The 17,705-nt window shown below is 66.9% G+C and carries 22 protein-coding genes; 10 read left to right on the top strand and 12 right to left on the bottom strand.

Going from position 1 to position 17,705, the window contains the following annotated elements:
* Window positions 1–9: 9 nt before the first annotated feature.
* The 5 genes from atpD (at window position 10) to F622_RS0106510 (ending at window position 5,535) form a co-directional block, all read left to right on the top strand.
* Entirely contained in the window at window positions 10–1,386 is a 1,377-nt protein-coding gene (atpD, locus tag F622_RS0106530) for a F0F1 ATP synthase subunit beta (RefSeq protein ID WP_018144949.1), read from the top strand.
* A gap of 13 nt (window positions 1,387–1,399) precedes the next feature.
* A complete protein-coding gene (locus tag F622_RS0106525) occupies window positions 1,400–1,819 on the top strand; it encodes a F0F1 ATP synthase subunit epsilon (RefSeq protein WP_019571546.1) in 420 nt (139 codons plus the stop codon).
* A gap of 127 nt (window positions 1,820–1,946) precedes the next feature.
* A complete protein-coding gene (gene glmU, locus F622_RS0106520) occupies window positions 1,947–3,281 on the top strand; it encodes a bifunctional UDP-N-acetylglucosamine diphosphorylase/glucosamine-1-phosphate N-acetyltransferase GlmU (protein WP_026331547.1) in 1,335 nt (444 codons plus the stop codon).
* Between the two features lie 3 nt (window positions 3,282–3,284).
* Complete coding sequence (gene glmS, locus F622_RS0106515; protein ID WP_019571543.1) at window positions 3,285–5,135, top strand: glutamine--fructose-6-phosphate transaminase (isomerizing); 1,851 nt, start codon at window positions 3,285–3,287, stop codon at window positions 5,133–5,135.
* Window positions 5,136–5,238: 103 nt separating this feature from the next.
* Entirely contained in the window at window positions 5,239–5,535 is a 297-nt protein-coding gene (locus F622_RS0106510) for a hypothetical protein (protein ID WP_018144945.1), read from the top strand.
* Between the two features lie 305 nt (window positions 5,536–5,840).
* Here F622_RS0106510 and dtd read toward each other — a convergent pair whose 3' ends face one another.
* From dtd to F622_RS0106495, 3 genes are all read right to left on the bottom strand, one after another.
* Window positions 5,841–6,287 (bottom strand): D-aminoacyl-tRNA deacylase, encoded by a 447-nt coding sequence (gene dtd, locus F622_RS0106505; RefSeq protein ID WP_018144944.1) that lies wholly within the window; start codon window positions 6,285–6,287, stop codon window positions 5,841–5,843.
* On the bottom strand, window positions 6,284–7,270 hold the full coding sequence (gene pip, locus F622_RS0106500) for a prolyl aminopeptidase (RefSeq protein WP_019571542.1): 987 nt from the start codon (window positions 7,268–7,270) through the stop codon (window positions 6,284–6,286). The genes dtd and pip overlap by 4 nt, the downstream gene beginning before the upstream one ends.
* Before the next feature lie 88 nt (window positions 7,271–7,358).
* Entirely contained in the window at window positions 7,359–7,670 is a 312-nt protein-coding gene (locus tag F622_RS0106495; protein WP_019563050.1) for a hypothetical protein, read from the bottom strand.
* A gap of 230 nt (window positions 7,671–7,900) precedes the next feature.
* Between F622_RS0106495 and F622_RS0106490 the strand changes: the two genes are divergently transcribed.
* On the top strand, window positions 7,901–8,713 hold the full coding sequence (locus F622_RS0106490) for a tRNA 2-thiocytidine(32) synthetase TtcA (RefSeq protein ID WP_018938637.1): 813 nt from the start codon (window positions 7,901–7,903) through the stop codon (window positions 8,711–8,713).
* Window positions 8,688–9,599 carry a lysophospholipid acyltransferase family protein gene (locus F622_RS0106485; RefSeq protein ID WP_018938638.1) on the top strand — a complete coding sequence of 304 codons (912 nt, stop codon included), beginning with the start codon at window positions 8,688–8,690 and terminating at the stop codon, window positions 9,597–9,599. The genes F622_RS0106490 and F622_RS0106485 overlap by 26 nt, the downstream gene beginning before the upstream one ends.
* 51 nt (window positions 9,600–9,650) lie before the next feature.
* Here the strand turns inward: F622_RS0106485 and hslU are convergent, their stop codons facing one another.
* The 8 genes from hslU to F622_RS13780 all read right to left on the bottom strand — a co-directional run bounded on the left by hslU (window position 9,651) and on the right by F622_RS13780 (window position 16,223).
* Window positions 9,651–10,985 (bottom strand): ATP-dependent protease ATPase subunit HslU, encoded by a 1,335-nt coding sequence (hslU, locus tag F622_RS0106480; protein WP_018144939.1) that lies wholly within the window; start codon window positions 10,983–10,985, stop codon window positions 9,651–9,653.
* A gap of 41 nt (window positions 10,986–11,026) precedes the next feature.
* Complete coding sequence (gene hslV / locus F622_RS0106475) at window positions 11,027–11,569, bottom strand: ATP-dependent protease subunit HslV (protein WP_018168781.1); 543 nt, start codon at window positions 11,567–11,569, stop codon at window positions 11,027–11,029.
* 93 nt (window positions 11,570–11,662) lie between these two features.
* Window positions 11,663–12,586: a tyrosine recombinase XerC gene (xerC, locus tag F622_RS0106470; protein ID WP_018938639.1), complete on the bottom strand. Its 924-nt coding sequence runs from the start codon at window positions 12,584–12,586 to the stop codon at window positions 11,663–11,665.
* Window positions 12,558–13,295 carry a DUF484 family protein gene (locus F622_RS0106465; RefSeq protein WP_018144936.1) on the bottom strand — a complete coding sequence of 246 codons (738 nt, stop codon included), beginning with the start codon at window positions 13,293–13,295 and terminating at the stop codon, window positions 12,558–12,560. The genes xerC and F622_RS0106465 overlap by 29 nt, the downstream gene beginning before the upstream one ends.
* Window positions 13,292–14,128, bottom strand: coding sequence for a diaminopimelate epimerase (gene dapF / locus F622_RS0106460; RefSeq protein ID WP_019571541.1), 837 nt, complete (start codon window positions 14,126–14,128; stop codon window positions 13,292–13,294). Before dapF ends, F622_RS0106465 begins: the two co-directional genes overlap by 4 nt.
* Window positions 14,128–14,802, bottom strand: coding sequence for a trans-aconitate 2-methyltransferase (locus F622_RS0106455; protein ID WP_018168778.1), 675 nt, complete (start codon window positions 14,800–14,802; stop codon window positions 14,128–14,130). Before F622_RS0106455 ends, dapF begins: the two co-directional genes overlap by 1 nt.
* Window positions 14,799–16,088: a diaminopimelate decarboxylase gene (lysA, locus tag F622_RS0106450; protein WP_018938642.1), complete on the bottom strand. Its 1,290-nt coding sequence runs from the start codon at window positions 16,086–16,088 to the stop codon at window positions 14,799–14,801. The genes F622_RS0106455 and lysA overlap by 4 nt, the downstream gene beginning before the upstream one ends.
* On the bottom strand, window positions 16,089–16,223 hold the full coding sequence (locus F622_RS13780; protein ID WP_018144932.1) for a lipoprotein: 135 nt from the start codon (window positions 16,221–16,223) through the stop codon (window positions 16,089–16,091).
* 79 nt (window positions 16,224–16,302) lie between these two features.
* Between F622_RS13780 and F622_RS14110 the strand changes: the two genes are divergently transcribed.
* Genes F622_RS14110 through soxZ form a run of 3 tightly spaced genes read left to right on the top strand, consistent with a single transcriptional unit; the run spans window position 16,303 to window position 17,361 of the window.
* Window positions 16,303–16,563, top strand: coding sequence for a hypothetical protein (locus F622_RS14110; protein ID WP_196799428.1), 261 nt, complete (start codon window positions 16,303–16,305; stop codon window positions 16,561–16,563).
* Window positions 16,560–17,030, top strand: a complete 471-nt coding sequence (gene soxY, locus F622_RS0106440) for a thiosulfate oxidation carrier protein SoxY (protein ID WP_018938643.1) — start codon at window positions 16,560–16,562, stop codon at window positions 17,028–17,030. Before F622_RS14110 ends, soxY begins: the two co-directional genes overlap by 4 nt.
* Before the next feature lie 46 nt (window positions 17,031–17,076).
* Entirely contained in the window at window positions 17,077–17,361 is a 285-nt protein-coding gene (soxZ, locus tag F622_RS13390) for a thiosulfate oxidation carrier complex protein SoxZ (protein WP_018168776.1), read from the top strand.
* Between the two features lie 58 nt (window positions 17,362–17,419).
* Here soxZ and F622_RS0106430 read toward each other — a convergent pair.
* Window positions 17,420–17,705: transposase (locus F622_RS0106430; RefSeq protein ID WP_019571236.1), on the bottom strand; the 286-nt coding region annotated here is incomplete at its 5' end.

Below are 17,705 nucleotides of genomic sequence, written 5' to 3'. Positions count from 1 at the left end.
GATGAACAAATGAGTTCTGGAAAGATTGTCGAAATCATCGGCGCCGTCGTGGACGTGGAATTCCCCCACGGCGAAGTGCCCAAGATCTACGACGCGCTGACCCTGGAAAACGGTCTGACCCTGGAAGTCCAGCAGCAGCTGGGCGACGGCGTGGTACGTACCATTGCCATGGGCACGACCGAGGGCGTGAAGCGTCAGACCGCGGTTACCGCCACGGGCAAGCCGATCTCCGTGCCGGTCGGCAAGGGCACCCTGGGTCGGGTGATGGATGTCCTCGGTCGTCCGGTGGACAACGCCGGTGATGTGGAGGCCCAGGAGACCTGGTCGATCCACCGCGCCGCCCCGACCTTTGACGAGCAGGCGGGCTCGACCGAGCTGCTGGAAACCGGCATCAAGGTCATCGACCTGCTGTGCCCCTTCGCGAAGGGCGGCAAGGTCGGCCTGTTTGGTGGGGCCGGCGTGGGCAAGACCGTTAACATGATGGAGCTGATCCGTAATATCGCGATCGAGCACTCCGGTTATTCGGTGTTTGCGGGTGTCGGGGAGCGTACTCGTGAGGGCAACGACTTCTACCACGAGATGAAGGACTCCAACGTCCTCGACAAGGTGGCCCTGGTCTATGGCCAGATGAACGAGCCGCCGGGTAACCGTCTGCGCGTAGCGCTGACCGGTCTGACCATGGCCGAGTTCTTCCGTGACGAAGGCCGTGACGTGCTGATGTTCATTGACAACATCTACCGTTACACCCTGGCCGGTACCGAGGTCTCGGCGCTGCTGGGTCGTATGCCCTCCGCGGTGGGTTACCAGCCGACCCTGGCGGAAGAGATGGGTGTGCTGCAGGAGCGCATCACCTCGACCAAGAAAGGCTCGATCACTTCTATCCAGGCCGTCTACGTGCCAGCGGATGACTTGACCGACCCGTCCCCCGCCACCACCTTCGCGCACCTGGATGCCACGGTCGTGCTGTCCCGCCAGATCGCCGAGCTGGGCATCTACCCGGCCGTGGACCCGCTGGACTCGACCTCGCGTCAGCTGGATCCGCAGATCATCGGACAGGAACACTACGACACCGCGCGCGCCGTGCAGGGTACCCTGCAGCGCTACAAGGAGCTGAAGGACATCATCGCGATCCTCGGCATGGACGAGCTGTCTGAAGATGACAAGCTGGCTGTGGCCCGTGCGCGAAAGATCCAGCGCTACCTGTCGCAGCCGTTCTTCGTTGCGGAAGTCTTCACCGGAGCCCCGGGCAAGTACGTCTCCCTGAAGGACACCATCCGGGCGTTCAAGGCCATCGTGGACGGCGAATACGATCACCTGCCGGAGCAGGCCTTCTACATGGTCGGCACGATCGAAGAAGCTGTCGAGAAGGCCGAGAAGCTCGGCTAAGGAGCAAGGCGTTATGCCCATGAATATGCATGTGGATGTGGTCAGTGCGGAGGAGTCGATCTACTCCGGGACGGCCCTGATGATCGCCGCACCCGCCGAAGGGGGCGAGGTCGGCGTGTATGCCGGGCATACGCAGATGCTCGCCCGGTTGAATCCGGGTGAACTGCGCATCCTGGAAAAGGAAGGCGCGGAGCCGCAGCCGGTGTTCGTGTCCGGCGGCATCCTCGAGGTGCAGCCGTACCATGTGACCGTCCTGGCGGACACTGCGGTGCGCGCGAAGGATCTTGACGAGGCCGAGGCCATCGAGGCGAAAAAGCGTGCGGAGGAGGCCCTGGCCAATTCCAAGGCCGATTTCGACTACGCCAAGGCCCAGGCCGAGCTGGTCGAGGCGGCGGCACGGCTGCAGGTGATCCAGAAGCTGCGCCGGAAATAATCCGGCAACGTTCCACGGATGACTTACGCTAAGGGCCAACCAACTCGGTTGGCCCTTTATCATTGTGCCCATGCCTGAATCGAAGCCCCTTCATATCGCGGTACTTGCAGCCGGCAAGGGCACGCGCATGCGCTCGCGCCATCCGAAAGTCCTGCAAGCCCTCGCCGGCCGTCCGCTGCTGGCTCATGTCCTGGAAAGAGTAGCGGCGCTGGACGCCGCTGCCTGCCACGTGGTGGTCGGTCACGAACAGGAGCGGGTGCGGGCAGCATTCGCCGACTCCCGGCAAGGCTTGACCTGGGTCGACCAGGGGGAGCCCCGCGGGACCGGCCATGCGGTGTTTCGAGCCCTTGAAGCCATCCCGGATTCCGCACGGGTGCTGGTGACCTATGGCGATGTGCCGCGCATTCCGATTGCCGACCTGGTGGCCTGTGCGGACGGCGACGGTGTCACCGTGCTTGCCGCCCGGGTCGTGGATCCGAGCGGCTATGGGCGCTTGGTTCTGGATTCGTCGGGGCAACTTGAGCGGATTGTCGAGGACAAGGAGGCCAGTGCACGGGAACGTGCCGTGGACCTGATCAATACCGGTGTCCTGGCTGCCCCCGCGGGTGAGCTGCGCCGGTGGCTGGCCGCCTGTGAGCCACGGGTGACCGGACCCCGCGAGTGGTACCTTACCGATGTCGTAGCGGCAGCCCGCGCCGACGGATGTGCCGTCAGCGTTGTGGAAAGCGGCGACGCCGCGGCAGTCCTCGGGGTAAACGACCGCGAGCAACTGGCGGTTCAGGAACGGCTGTACCAGGCGGCGCTGGGTGCTGGAATGATGCGCGAGGGTCTGGGCCTTGCCGACCCCGCGCGCCTGGATGTGCGCGGGGTTCTCACCTTCGGACGCGACTGCCAGATCGATGTGAACGTCGTGATCGAGGGCACGGTGACGCTCTCGGACGATGTTTATATTGGACCCGGTTGCGTGCTGCGGGACTGCGACATCGGTTCCGGCACGCAGATCGCGGCGCATAGTGTCCTCGAGGGGGTGCGGGTTCATGCCGATGCGCGGATTGGACCGTTCGCCCGCCTGCGGCCCGGCACCGAACTGGGGACCGGGGCGCGCGTCGGCAACTTCGTCGAGATCAAGAATTCCACCCTGGGTGCCGGGGCCAAGGCGAACCACCTGACCTACGTCGGCGACGCCCAGATTGGCGCTGGCGCCAATCTGGGCGCGGGCACCATTACGTGCAACTATGACGGCGCCAACAAGCATCGCACCGAGATCGGCGAGCGCGCCTTTATCGGCTCCAATACGGCCTTGGTGGCTCCGATACGCATCGGGGACGACGCGACCGTGGGCGCAGGGTCAACCCTGTCCGACGACGTCGAGGCGGGCGCTCTCGCGCTGACTCGCGCCCGAGCCCGCACGATTCGCGACTGGCCGCGCCCGAAAAAGAGCGGTAACGACAAGGAGAAGTAATCGATGTGCGGTCTGGTTGCAGGCATTGGCGAACGAAACCTGGTCCCCGTCCTGGTCGAGGGTCTGCATCGCCTGGAATACCGGGGGTATGACTCCGCTGGCGTGGCCGTGGTCAACGACTGTGGCCTCTCGGACCTGCGTGCCATCGGCAAGGTTGCGGCCCTGGAGCAACGGATCGACGCCGCTGGGCTGGAGGGGCCGGTGGGCATCGCTCACACCCGCTGGGCGACGCACGGGGCTCCCACCGAAGAGAATGCCCATCCCCACCGTTCGCGCGACGGCCGCGTGGCCATCGTGCACAACGGCATCATCGAGAATCACGGCGACCTGCGTTCCCGGCTCGACGCCGCCGGCTGGCCCTGCGTATCCGCGACTGACAGCGAGGTGATCGCCCATCGTCTCGAGCAGGCCCTGGCACTGGGTTCGTCGCCGCTGGATGCGATGCGCAGCGCCTGTGCCGAGCTTCAAGGTGCCTACGCGATCGCGGCGGTCTTTGCGGACTTCCCCGACGAATTGATTGTTGCCCGCTCCGGGAGCCCGGTCCTGCTGGGCCTGGGCATTGGCGAGACCTTCGCCGCTTCCGACGTGCAGGCGCTGCTTCCGGTCACCCAGCGTTTCGTCGACCTGGAAGATGGCGACATTGCCCGGCTCACGCGCGACGGCGTCGAGATCCACGACGCCGCCGGAGAACGGGTCGAGCGCGGTATCCGCGAGAGTCGCTGCCAGGCGAGCATCGCGGACCGGGGCGAGTACCGCCATTTCATGCTCAAGGAGATCTACGAGCAACCCCACGCCCTGGAAGAAACCCTGTCGGGGCGCCTGGGCGAAGCCGGCATCCTCGAGAACATCCTCGGACCGGGCAGCGACGAGCGCTTGGCCGATGTCGCCGCCGTGCAGATCGTTGCCTGCGGAACGAGTTATCACGCCGGCATGGTCGCGGCCCACTGGATCGAGGAACACCTGGGCCTTCCGGCGCGGGTCGAAGTCGCCAGTGAATATCGCTACCGGCGCCACGTCCTCGCCCCGGGAACCCTGCTGGTCGTGATCTCCCAGTCCGGCGAGACCGCCGATACCCTGGCGGTCCTGCGTCAGTCCCAGGACGAGCCGTTCCTGGCGCGGCTGGCGATCTGCAATGTCCCCGAAAGCACCATGGCACGGGCGGCCGACCTGGTCCTGATGACCCATGCCGGCCCCGAGATCGGCGTCGCCTCCACCAAGGCGTTTACCACCCAGCTGGCGGCCCTGGCCATCCTGGTCCTGCTGCTGGGTCAGGTCGCCAGCGCCGCCCGTATGCCCGCCGCCGCGCGGGCCGATGCGGTCGCGGCCCTGCGCAGTCTCCCCGATCAGGTGGCCCGTATCCTCGCGCTCGATACGCCTATTGCGCGGATCGCCGAGGATCTCATGGAGCGCCAGCATGCGCTGTTTCTCGGGCGTGGAGCCTATTTCCCGATTGCCCTGGAAGGCGCGCTGAAGCTGAAGGAAATCTCCTATATCCACGCCGAGGCCTACCCCTCCGGCGAGCTGAAACACGGTCCGTTGGCACTCGTGGATACCGAGATGCCGGTCGTGGCCGTTGCCCCGGACGATGCCCAGCTGGAGAAACTTTCCAGCAACCTCCAGGAAGTACGGGCCCGGGGCGGGCAGCTGATCGTCATTGGCGAATCCAACGCCGCGCGCGCGCTGGAACCCGAGGACACCTGGGTCGGTCTGCCGCAGAACGAGGCCGTCAGCCCCTGGCTGGCTCCGGTTCTGTTCACGGTCCCGCTACAGTTGCTGGCTTACCATACGGCCGTGCTGAAGGGCACCGATGTGGATCAGCCGCGCAACCTCGCCAAATCGGTGACCGTCGAATAGTGGGCGGCGCCCCAACCGTTCAGTCCATCAGGAGACGCTTGTATTCGTGCCCCGGGTTCGCTAGATTTTGGTGCGCTTGAATAACCTGTCACAGGAGCACCTTATGGATCAGCAAGAGCTCAACAACCGCTGCGTCACCCTGTTCCAGTCCCCGCGAATCCAGACCAAGCTTTGGAACCCCCGCATGTTCTGGGAAGTCGGCCGCAAGCTGAACACGAACCCGGACGAACTGACAGAGCCGAAGGTCGACCTGTGCGAGCTGGAAGTCATGCTCTCCGCCGCAGCCTACGAGCCGTCGAAATGCGCCGACAACCTGAACCAGCGCGAGGCCGGCCGCGCCGACTTCATCCGTCGCGCGGTCCAGTCCGGCCAGCGTCCGTTCCTGCGCCGCGCGGCCTGATCCACTCCCGGATCATCGCCCGCCAGGACCCGGCCTCGCGCCGGGTCTTTTCGTTTGGGGCCGCGAAACTGCTTGTTCGTCACCGAGGACACGGGGCAGACAGACATCCACTGAGGTGCACGTCATGGCAGTGGCAATGCCCGGCAATCAAATGACCGGCAAGTAGCGGTGCATCCGGCCCCGGCCAGTTCCGTGGGTCGGTCCCAAATAGAGGGTCAGGCCATGTGCGTCACCATGGCCTTTGTCCGTGTCCTTTGTGCTTCGCCCGTCTTGAGCCTCATCGTGGGTGTCCACGAGATCGTCCCTTACTGGCCCCTGGCCTCCAGCCAGAAGGTCACCGGGCCGTCGTTGGTCAGACTGACCTGCATGTCCGCCCCGAAACGCCCGCTGGCCACGGGTTCATGGCGTTGGCCTGCCCGCCGTACCAGCCAATCGAACAGCGCTGCGCCATGCTCGGGGCTCGCCGATCCGGAAAAGCTCGGTCGCATCCCCTTGCGCGTATCGGCTGCCAGGGTGAACTGGGGCACCAGCAGCAGCCCGCCACCGGTCTCGCCCAGGCTCCGGTTCATTCGGCCCGCCGAGTCCGCGAATACCCGGTAGCCCAATAGCCGGTCGAGCATCCGTTCCGCGCTCGCCTCGGTATCGTTCGGCTCCACGGCCACCAGAGCCACCAGGCCGCTCCCGATCGCCCCGACGTCCTCCCCGTCGATGGTGACCCGCGCCGCGCTTGCGCGCTGGATCAGTGCGATCACGCCTGCCCCCGTCCAGTGCCGGGCTCGATGTGCCCGGACAGTTCCCCTGCCAGTCGGTCCGTGGCTGCGACCAGTCGGCGCACGATGCCCGGCTCCGCCGCCGAGTGGCCGGCGTCCGGTACGATCTCCAGCTGCGCCTGCGGCCAGGCCTCGTGCAGGGCCACCGCCTGATTCACCGGACACACCACGTCGTAGCGGCCGTGCACAATGGTGCCGGGAATCCCCTGCAGCCGGCCGGCATCGCGCAGCAGCTGGTCGGGTTCCAGGAACGTCTCGTGAACGAAGTAGTGGCACTCCAGCCGGGCCAGGCTCACGGCCACATCCGGCTCCTCGAAGTGCGCGATCACGTCGTGGTTCGGGATCAGACAGGAGGTGCGCCCTTCCCAGCTGGACCAGGCCCGGGCCGCGGCCTCGCGCACTGCACGGTCGTTGGCGGTCAGCCGCCGGTAGTAGGCACCTACCATGTCCGCCCGCTCGCCATCCGGGATCTGTGCCTCGTAGTCGGCCCAGGCCTCAGGAAACAACCGGTCCGCGCCCGACTGGTAAAACCATTGGATATCCTGCGGGCGGCACAGGAAGATCCCCCGTAGCACCAGGCCCAGGACCCGCTCCGGGTGTTTCTGGGCATACGCCAGCCCGAGGGTCGAGCCCCAGGACCCGCCAAATACCACCCAGCGTTCAACCCCCAGGTGCTCGCGCAGGCGCTCGATGTCCGCGACCGCGTGCCAGGTCGTGTTCGCCTCGAGGCTTGCGTGCGGGGTCGAGCGTCCGCAGCCGCGCTGGTCGAACAGCACGATGCGGTAGCGTTCCGGATCGTAGAAGCGGCGGTGCCAGCTTTCGCAACCCGAGCCGGGCCCGCCATGCAGAAACACGACGGGTATCCCCTCCGGATTGCCGCATTCCTCGAAGTACAGCTCGTGGCCGTCGCCAACCTGCAGGCGCCCCATACCGTGGGGCTCGATCTCGGGATACAGCGCGTCCATGGAAGCCCTCCGGGCAAAACCCCGAGTTTCGCCAAAACGCAGCCTGGGCGAAACCCTTCGGGCTCTTCCCGCAACCGCCGATCCGGCCCTACTCCGGGTCCTCGATTACCCGCCCGCGATAGACACGCCGCTTGTGCGCAGGCCGGTGTTCTCCCTGCGCCCCGTCTTCTGGTTGCGTCTTCGCGGGTGAGGGTGTTCGCAGATACCCCGTTCCCTCCAGCTGACTGCGCAGGGTCAGCGCCGCCGCCTCGACCATGCTCGACTGCGAGCGCGCAGCGTAATCAAGGATGGCCTCCATGAAATCCGGGTCGCTGACCGACAGCCGTGCTACCGAGGGGAATTCGGCGCGCAGGTTTCGCCGAAGTTCGGCGGCCAGGCTGAGGCTCTTGCGGTCGTGCATCGGATCCCCCGGGTGGGCGTAGCTTTCTCCGTCTTCATGCAAGCGGGGTGCCACGGCGAGACGCCCGCCATTCGCCGCTCCGGTGCCCCCACGGTCGAAAGCCCTGCCCTGTGCGAGAGCGACGCGTGTTCATCTCTGGTGCACGGGAGGCGCGGTGTGCACCGAAATCCTGCGCCACCATTGCGGGTTGGGCTTGCGTGCAGCCGACCGCCGGCCTATGTTGCGGGCCCATGGAGACACCCGCCGTTCCCGCCTCGATCCGCCGCCTCGCCGGGCGCGCCATCGCCGACTTCGACATGGTCCGCGAGGGCGACCGCATCCTGGTGGGCCTGTCCGGTGGCAAGGATTCGCTGACCCTGCTGTGGCTGCTGCACAACCTCGCTCGGCGGGCCCCGGTGCGCTTCGAGGTGGGGGCGGTCACGATCAACCCCGAGATCGAGGGATTCGAGCCGCAGCGGCTGATGGATTACCTGGGCAGCTACGGCATCCCCTATCACTTCGTGTCCGAGCCCATCGCCGAGCTGGCCGATGCGCACATGGACAACGACTCGTTCTGCTCCTTCTGCTCGCGCATGAAGCGCGGCTTGATGTATCGCACGGCGCGCGAACACGGCTACAACGTACTGGCGCTGGGCCAGCACCTCGATGATCTCGCGGAGAGCTTCATGATGAGCGCCTTCCATGGCGGCCAGCTGCGCACCATGAAGGCCCACTACGCGATCGACGCCGGCGACCTGCGGGTCATTCGCCCGCTGGTCTACGTGCGTGAACGCCAGACCCGCGACTTTGCCGACGCCGCGGGGCTCCCGGTGATCCTCGACAACTGCCCCGCCTGCTTCGCCATGCCCACCCAGCGCGAGCATATGAAACAGCTGCTGGCGCAGGAGGAGGCGCAGCACCCGCGACTGTTCCGCAACCTGCGCACCACACTCAAGCCCCTGATGACCGAGGGTGGCATTCCTCCGCGCGATCCACCGCCGAGCGCGTCCGCAACCACCGACCCCGCAGTGTCCGAACATGGCCCGACGTCGGCATCTGCGTGATCGCCTGATCGGGGTGGGCCTGCGCCTGCTGGCGCGCCTCCCGCTGTGCGTGAACCACGCCCTGGGCGGCGCGGTCGGGGCGCTGGTGTGGTACCTGCCCACCCGCGCGGCCCGTATCACCCGCATCAATCTGGCGCTGTGCTTTCCGGAAAAGGACCCGGCGTGGCGGCGGCGGGTGGGGCGGCGCTCCCTGATGGCGATGGGCCGCGCCCTGACCGAGTCCCCCTGGCTGTGGCAGTCGCCTCCGGAGAGCCTCGAGACCCTGGCCGTCCAGCCGCCGCAGTACGCGCGCCTGCGCGAGCGCTCCGCCGGTCGGGCGTTGTTCCTGTGCGCCCCGCATCTCGGTTCCTGGGAATTCGCCGGACTGCATGCCGCTTGCCACGGGCCGATGGCCACGCTGTACAGCCCGTTCAAGACCCCGGAGGTGGACCGCTGGGTGCGCGAGGCCCGTGCCTCCACCGGGGCTGAGCTGGCCCCGGCCGATCGCAGTGGCCTGCGCATCCTGCAACAGGCCCGCGACCGCGGCGAGATCATCGGCATCCTGCCGGACCAGAGCCCCAAGGGCGCCTCGGGCCAGCACGCCTCGTTTTTCGGGCGTCCGGCCCTGACCATGACCCTGCTCCCGCGCCTGCTGCGCGGGCGCGCGGATCACGTGGTATTCCTGTTTGCCGAGCGTCTGCCCGGGGGCCGGGGCTATCGCTATCACGAGGTCGTGGCCGGCCCGGAGGTGGCCGATCGCGATTTTGCCCGGGCGGCCGCGGCAATCAACCTCCACGTGGAGACCCTGGTCCGGCGCTGTCCCGAGCAGTACAACTGGGCCTACAAGCGCTTCAACCCACCGCCCGCGGGCTGGCCCGATCCCTATCGCCGGGGGGCGCTCGAGTAACCTCCCGCGCGGTACCTCCCCGCGCATGGCTGACCCGCTGAGCGGGTCGCGTCAGAGGATGTAGCGGGACAGGTCCTCGTCTTCCGCCAGGTCGCCGAGGCGTTCGTCGACGAAGGCGCGGTCCACGATCACCGGGCCTTCGACATCCGGGGCGCGGTAGGCGACGTCCTGCAGCAGGCGCTCCAGCACGGTATGCAGACGGCGGGCGCCGATATTCTCGGTGCGTGCGTTCACGTCAAAGGCGATTTCGGCCAGACGGCGCACGCCCTCTTCCTCGAAGCGCAGCTCCACACCCTCGGTCTTCATCAGCGCGGTGTACTGCTCGGTCAGCGAGGCGGTGGGCTCGGTCAGGATGCGCACGAAGGCATCGGCCGACAGGGCGTCCAGCTCCACACGGATGGGCAGCCGGCCCTGCAGCTCCGGCACCAGGTCGGACGGCTTGGACAGGTGGAAGGCGCCGGAGGCGATGAACAGGATGTGGTCGGTGCGCACCATGCCCAGCTTGGTGGAGACGGTGGTGCCCTCGATCAGCGGCAGCAGGTCGCGCTGCACGCCCTCGCGGGAGACCTCGCCACCGCCGGTCTTCTCGCTGCCCTTGGCGACCTTGTCGATCTCGTCGAGGAACACGATGCCGCTTTGTTCCACGCGCTCGATCGCCTTCAGCTTCAGCTCTTCTTCATTGACCAGGCGCGCGGCCTCTTCCTCGATCAGCAGCTTGCGGGCCTCGGCGATCTTCAGCCGCCGCGAGCGGGTCTTCTGCCCGCCGAGGTTCTGGAACATCGACTGCAGCTGGCTGGCCATCTCTTCCATGCCCGGGGGCGTCATGATCTCCACGCCCTGCGGGTTCTGCGAGACCTCGATGTCGATCTCGCGTTCGTCCATGTCCCCCTCGCGCAGGCGCTTGCGCAGCTTCTGGCGGGTCTCGCTGTTGCCGTGGTCCGGCTCGGACTCGGTGAAGCCGGCATTGCGTGGGCTTGGCAGCAGGGCATCCAGGATGCGCTCCTCGGCGGCGTCCTCGGCCTTCAGGCGGTTTTCCTTGATCGCCTCGTCGCGCAGCTGCTTCACCGCGGCCTCGGCAAGATCGCGGATGATCGACTCGACATCGCGCCCGACATAACCGACTTCGGTGAACTTGGTCGCCTCGATCTTGATGAACGGGGCGTGGGCCAGCTTCGCCAGACGCCGGGCGATCTCGGTCTTGCCCACACCGGTCGGGCCGATCATCAGGATGTTCTTGGGTGTGACCTCCGGTTGCAGCTCCGGCGGCAGCTGGCGGCGGCGCCAGCGGTTGCGCAGGGCAACGGCGACGGAGCGCTTGGCGTCGTCCTGGCCGATGATGTAGCGGTCCAGTTCCTGGACGATCTCGCGGGGGGTCATGTCGGTCATGGCAAATGGGCCTTGGTCGAATCGCTTGGCGCCGGGTCGCGTTACTCCGCGTCCAGGCTCTCCAGGGTGATGTTGTGATTGGTGTACACGCAGATATCGGCAGCGATGTTCAGGGACTTCTCCACGATATCGCGGGCTGGCAGATCCGTGTTCTGCAGCAGGGCCTGGGCGGAGGCCTGGGCGTAGGGGCCGCCGGACCCGATTGCGATCAGTGCATGCTCGGGCTCGATCACGTCGCCATTGCCGGAGATCACGAAGGAGTTCTCGCGGTCGGAGACCGCCAGCAATGCCTCCAGCTTGCGCAGGGCGCGGTCGGTACGCCAGTCCTTGGCCAGCTCGACGGCGGCGCGGGTAATGTTGCCGGAGTGTTTCTCCAGCATCCCTTCGAAGCGTTCGAACAGGGTGAAGGCATCGGCGGTGCCGCCGGCAAAACCGGCGAGGATGCGATCATGGTAGACGCGGCGCACCTTGCGCGCGTTGCCCTTCATCACGGTGTTGCCAAGGGAAACCTGGCCGTCGCCCCCGAGGGTGACGGCGCCGCCCTTGCGGACGCATACGATGGTGGTGCCGCGAAACTGTTCCACGGATCTCTCCTGTTACGGCTGAGTGTCATGGGGCACGGTGTTGGGTTGCGATGGCCCGGGATCGTTCACCTGGTGGGTGCGATCGTCGCCGAATCAGTCTCTCCGGCGGGCCCGCGGATGGGCGGCATCATACACCTGTGCCAGGTGCTGATAGTCGAGATGGGTATAGATCTGGGTGGTTTCAAGGTTGGCGTGGCCGAGAAGTTCCTGGATCGCCCGCAGATCGCCACTCGACTCCAGCAGGTGACTGGCGAAGGCATGGCGCAGACGGTGCGGGTGCAGGCGCACATCCAGCCCGGCGCGACGGCCGGCCTCGGCGACCCGGCGTTGCACCGCGCGGTTGCCCAGGCGCTGGCCTCGTCGGCTGACGAACACGGCGCGCTCGTCCGCTGTGGCCCAGTCGCCCCGGCGTTTCAGCCAGGTGTGCAGCGCATCGCGCGCCACACGCCCCACCGGGACGCTGCGCTCGCGCCGGCCCTTGCCGAGCACGCGCACCAGCCCGGAATCCAGGTCAAGGTCGGTCAGATCCAGTCCGGTCAGTTCCGACAGGCGCAGCCCGGACGAATACAGCAGCTCCAGCATCGCCTGGTCGCGTGCCGCCAGATTCGGCTCGATGCCCTCCGCCGGGGTCAGCGCCCGCTGGGTCTGATCGACATCGAGATCGCGCGGCAGGGGGCGCCCGGCACGCGGGCCGCGCATGCCGGCGGCCGGATTGGCCGGCATGCGCCGCTGTTCGACCTGATAGGCGAAGAAGCCGCGCACGGCGGACAGGAAGCGCTGGATCGAGCGGGGGTGGCGGCCCTGGCGGGCCAGCTGTCCGGCGATGCGCCGCATGTCGGCTGCCTTGAGGGCATCCCAGGGGCCGTTATGCAGCCCGCGCAGGCGGGCCAAGTCGCGCCGATAGGCCTGTACGGTATGCGGCGAATGACCGCGAACATCGCTCAAATGGGCCAGAAAGGCCGCGATATCCGCATCCTGCTCGGGTGCGTCAGGCAGCGGCGTGGGCCCGCTCGACATGGCAGCGGATCGATTCGGCCAGCAGGTCGCCGATGTGGGTGACGAAGTAGGTGCCCATGTCGGGCTCGAAGCGGTCCGCGGATTCGCTGGCCAGGCCAAGTACCCCGATATGGTCGGATTCATTGCCCAACGGCATCAGGATGGCCGAGCCGATCTCCTCGGCGTCATCGAACAGCACGTCCAGCATCTCGGCCGGGACGCGACCGCATTGGGCCTTGCCGCGGCTGAACAGCGGGTCGAAGGTGGCCAGCTCGCTGGTGGTTAGCGCATGCAGGTCGTCGACCTCGCGGTGGGCCAGGCGGATGCTGACGCGTTCCGCGCCCAGCTCGTTGCGCAGGGCGTCCTGGGTCAGCGCCAGCACGGCGTCCAGGTTCTCGGCGCGCATCAGGGTCTTGGCCAGTTCGTGCAGGTGCTGGCCCATGCGCTCGTTGTCGCGGGCACGCTCGACCAGCTCGCCCATGTGCTGTTCCATGGCGCGGTGCTTCTCGCGCAGCAGGGCGACCTGGCGTTCCAGCAGGGACACCGCGCCACCGGTCGGGTGCGGCAGGCGCAGGATGTCCAGCAGAGGCAGGTGGTCCTGGAAGAAGTCGGGATGCTCGCGCAGGTAGGCCTCGACGTCCGCCGCGCTGATCGTGCGGTCTTCCGGGGCCCGGGTCTTGGGGGTCTTGGTTTTTGCCGCAGAGGCGTTGGAGGATTGCTGCCCAGTCATAGATCGATCCAGCCGTTGAATACCGTGGTGGCCGGCCCGGTCAGCCAAACCGGAGCCTCGGCCTGTCCGGCCCAGCTTAGCACAAGGGTCCCGCCCGGCAGGGTCACTTCTAGGTTGTCGTCGACCAGTCCGCGGCGGCGCAATATGGCCATCGCGGCGGCCGCGCCGCTGCCACAGGCGAGTGTCTCGCCGACCCCGCGTTCGAACACCCGCAGGTCGACATGCCCGCGGTCGCGCAGTGCGGCGAACCCGACATTGACGCGGCGCGGGAAGCTTGCGTGGCGTTCAATGATCGGGCCGATCTCGTGGACCGGTGCGCTGGCCACGTCGTCGACCAGGATCACCGCATGCGGGTTGCCCATGGAGACCGCGCCCAGGGTGATCGAGTGGCCCTGCACATCCAGCGTGTAGGCATCGGCCTCGGCCTCGGCGAGCAGCGGGATGCGCGCCGGTGCGAACTTCGGCCGCCCCATATCCACGCGCACCTGCTCGTCGTCCTCGACATGCAGCACGATGCGCCCGCCGAGGGTCTCGACCGGGATCTCGCGGGCCTCGGTCAGGCCCTGCTCGCGGACGAAGCGGGCGAAGCAGCGCGCGCCGTTGCCGCACTGCTCCACCTCGGAGCCATCGGCATTGAAGATGCGGTAGCGGAACAGCGCCTGCGCCGGATCGCCCGGTGGCTCCACCAGCAGGATCTGATCGCAGCCGATGCCGAAGTGGCGATCGGCCAGGTGACGCAGCGTTGGCTCGTCGAGCCGCACGTTCTGACGTATGCCGTCGATGACCACGAAGTCATTGCCCAGGCCGTGCATCTTGGTGAAGTCCAGGCGCATCAGGCGGTCTCCGGCAGGTGGCCGACAATGGTCATGTGGCGATCCGAGGTGATGGTCACCGTGAAGCCCTCGATCCCGGCCGCTGCCAGCTGTTCGCGTACCTCGTCGGGCGTGAAGGCGGCATGCAGGGAGTGCTCGAAGTCGTGGCGCAGCACCGGCGGCGCGTCGGCGGCGTACTCCGCGACCAGGGCCCGGACCGTCTCGGTCGTATCCGGCCGTCGCAGGTCCATGATGAACACCGCCGCGCCGGGCGCGCCGTCACGCGCAATGGTTTGCCACAGAGCGGCCGGGTCATGCAGGTGATGCAGCAGGGAGTTGCTGATGATCGTGGCATATGGCGCGCGCGGTCCGCGCGCCTCTGGCAGGCAGCCTTCGGCCAGATGCACACGGTCCGCGGCTGGGTGCCCGGCCATCAGCGCGTCGCCGGCCGCCAGCATCGCCGGGGCGCCGTCGAGGCCGTCGACCTCGCAGTCGGGGTAGCGCGTGGCGAAGCGCAGCGAGACATCGCCCGGGCCGCAGCCCAAGTCCAGCACCGGCCCGGTTACGGGCCCGGGAAAGGCCTCGGCGAAGGCGTCGACGAAACCCTCGTGCGGGGCGGCGAAGTCGGCCTCGGCATAGGCACGGGCCTGCTCCGGCTCCAGCATCAACTCCGGCTCCGGGCGCCGCGGGATCACGGCTCGATGCTCCCTGACGGGTCCTGGTCCTCCGGATCCCGGGGCAGCATGCTTTCGCGCATCATCAGGTGATCGACCTGCTCGCGGCGGTTGATGATCTGGAAGTGGTCGCCGTCGACCATTACCTCCGGCGGGCGCGGGCGCGAGTTGTAGTTGCCGGACATCACGTAGCCGTAGGCGCCGGCCGAGCGCACCGCGAGCAGGTCGCCGGCGGCCAGCGCCAGCTCGCGTTCGCGGCCGAGGAAGTCGCCGGTCTCGCAGACCGGGCCGACGATGTCGTAGGTGCGGGTCTCGGTGTCGCTGCGCGGTACCACCGGGACGATTTCCTGCCAGGCGCCGTACAGGGCCGGGCGCAGCAGGTCGTTCATCGCGCCGTCGACGATCGCGAAGTCATGGGCCTCGGTGTGTTTCAGGTATTCCACCCGGGTCAGGAACACGCCGGCATTCGCGGCGATTGCGCGCCCCGGTTCCAGCAGGACCTTCAGCGGGCGATCGCCCAGGACCTCGCGCAGGGCGCTGGCCCAGGCATCCGGTTCCGGTGGGGTCTCGTCGCGGTAGCGCACGCCCAGCCCGCCGCCGACATCGATATGTTCCAGCTCGACGCCGTCCGCGGCCAGTTCGTCGACCAGTGCCAGTACGCGCTTGAGCGCGTCGGTGAACGGGTCGATGCGGGTCAGCTGCGAGCCGATGTGGAAGTCGACGCCGGTTGCTTCCAGGTGCTGGCTGTCGCGCACCCGGGCATACAGCGCCGGTGCCTCCTCGATGGCGACGCCGAACTTGTTCTCGCGCAGCCCGGTGGCGATATAGGGATGGGTCTCGGCGTCGACGTCCGGGTTTACCCGGATCGACACCGGGGCCTGGACACCCATCTCCATGGCGACGGCCTCCAGCCGGTCCAGCTCCGGGGCGGATTCGACATTGAAACAGTGGATGCCGACCTCCAGCGCCCGGCGCATCTCGGCGGCGGTCTTGCCGACCCCGGAGAACACGACCTTCGCCGGATCGCCCCCGGCGCGCAGCACGCGCTCCAGTTCGCCGCCGGAGACGATGTCGAAACCGGCGCCCATGCGCGCCAGCACATTCAGTACGCCCAGCGCGGAGTTCGCCTTCACGGCGAAGCAGACCTGGTGCGGGGTGCCGATCAGGGCCTCGCTGAACGCGCGGAAGTGGCGCTCCAGCGTGGCGCGGGAATACACGTACGCGGGGGTGCCGACCAGCTCGGCAAGGCGGTCCAGTGCTACGCCTTCGCAGAACAGGGTGCCGCGGTGGTAATCGAAGTAGTCCATTCAGCGCCGCTCCTCGGTTTCGTCGTCATCGGGCAGATAGAGATCGCCCTTCTGACCACAGGCGGAGAGCATCTGCATCGTGCCGAGCACGACGATCACGGCAATCAGGAGCCACTGGGCCTTGCAGGAGAACATGGGTCGGATCCGGGGTTCGTTGCATCAAGAGGCGATAGTGTGCCATTGATACGCCCCTGGCTTCAGGTGCTAGCGGTAGATGCTGCGGTATCTGCCCGCCGAAATTTGCCCGATCGTGAACGGCGATGATTCGTTCATCAATGATTCAGCCAGGTTTGGGACGATGCATCTGCGAGACCAGCAAAAGACCACTGAAGCTGGTCAGGGGGCGGAACCCGAACCGCAGGGAATAGAGACCTGCAGCTCGCCGTCCAAAGCAACAGGCGTCACCGCGGTTCGCCGCCAAGACGTCCCGGATAATCCGGATCTGACCCACAAGATGAGAGGAGATCATCCATGATTAGCACCAAGCGCCGTGTCTTCCTGAAAGGCACTCTCGCCGCCGGTACTGTCGGTGTCGCCGTCGGGGCCGGTCTGCTCGCCCCGAGCAAGCTGCTCGCCGCCTGGCCGTCCGAGGCCTTTGGCGCCGAAGGCCTTGAAGCCGCCTTTGAAGCCGTTACCGGTTCCAGCGACATTGCCGATGGCGACGTCACCCTGAGCGCCCCGGAAATCGCCGAGAACGGCGCCGTGGTTCCGGTGTCGGTCGAATCCAGCCTGGACAACGTGACCGAAATGGCCGTGTTCGTCGAGCTGAACAACCAGCCGCTGACCGCCCACTATGTCCTGGCCGATGGCGCACACGCCAACATCTCGGGCCGTATCCGCATGGGCGAGTCCTCCAACGTGATCGCCGCCGTGAAGTCCGGCGACACCTGGTACAAGACGGTTCAAGAAGTGAAGGTCACGGTCGGTGGCTGCGGCGGCTAACGCCGACCCCCAACCGCTGATCCGAACACTACTGGAGGTTTAAGATATGTCTATCCGAGTTCGCGCCCAAGAAAGCAACGGCGTTATCAACATCCGTGCGCTGATGAGCCACGACATGCTCGTCCCCGACGACGACGGTGGCCCGCACTTCATCGAAACCGTGGAAATTGCGCGCAATGGCGACACCGCCATTACCGCCAACTGGAACTACACGGTTTCCCGCAACCCGTTCCTGCAGTGCGAGATCGACGGCGCCGCCGGTGACACCGTGACCGTCTCCTGGACGGACAACAAGGGTGAATCCGACTCGACCGACGTCGAAGTGCGGTAACAAAGAGGGTTCCACTCTCTTTGAAGAAGCCGGGGCTGGTCCCCGGCTTTTTTGTGGTTCATCGAGCATTACCGGGGAAGGCTGCGCGGATTTTGAGGAAGAAGTATTCCTGGTCGCGATAGCCATAGGCCCGACGCTTGATGACCTTGATCGTGTTGTTAATGCCCTCGACGACGCTGGTGTTCAGCCGGTGGCGGCAGCGCGAGACGATGCCGGGCAGGTAGGGCTCCAGCAGGCGTGCGAAGCGCTGCAGGGCCTGGATTCCGCTCTCGTGCGCTTGCTGCACCCATTGCCGCCACGCCTGGTGCGTCCGCTCGGGGCTGCGCTGGAACCACAGTCTCTTG

The sequence above is a fragment of the Thioalkalivibrio sp. ALMg3 genome (assembly GCF_000381225.1).
GTDB lineage: Bacteria > Pseudomonadota > Gammaproteobacteria > Ectothiorhodospirales > Ectothiorhodospiraceae > Thioalkalivibrio > Thioalkalivibrio versutus.
This window is presented reverse-complemented; position numbering and strand designations above follow the sequence as displayed.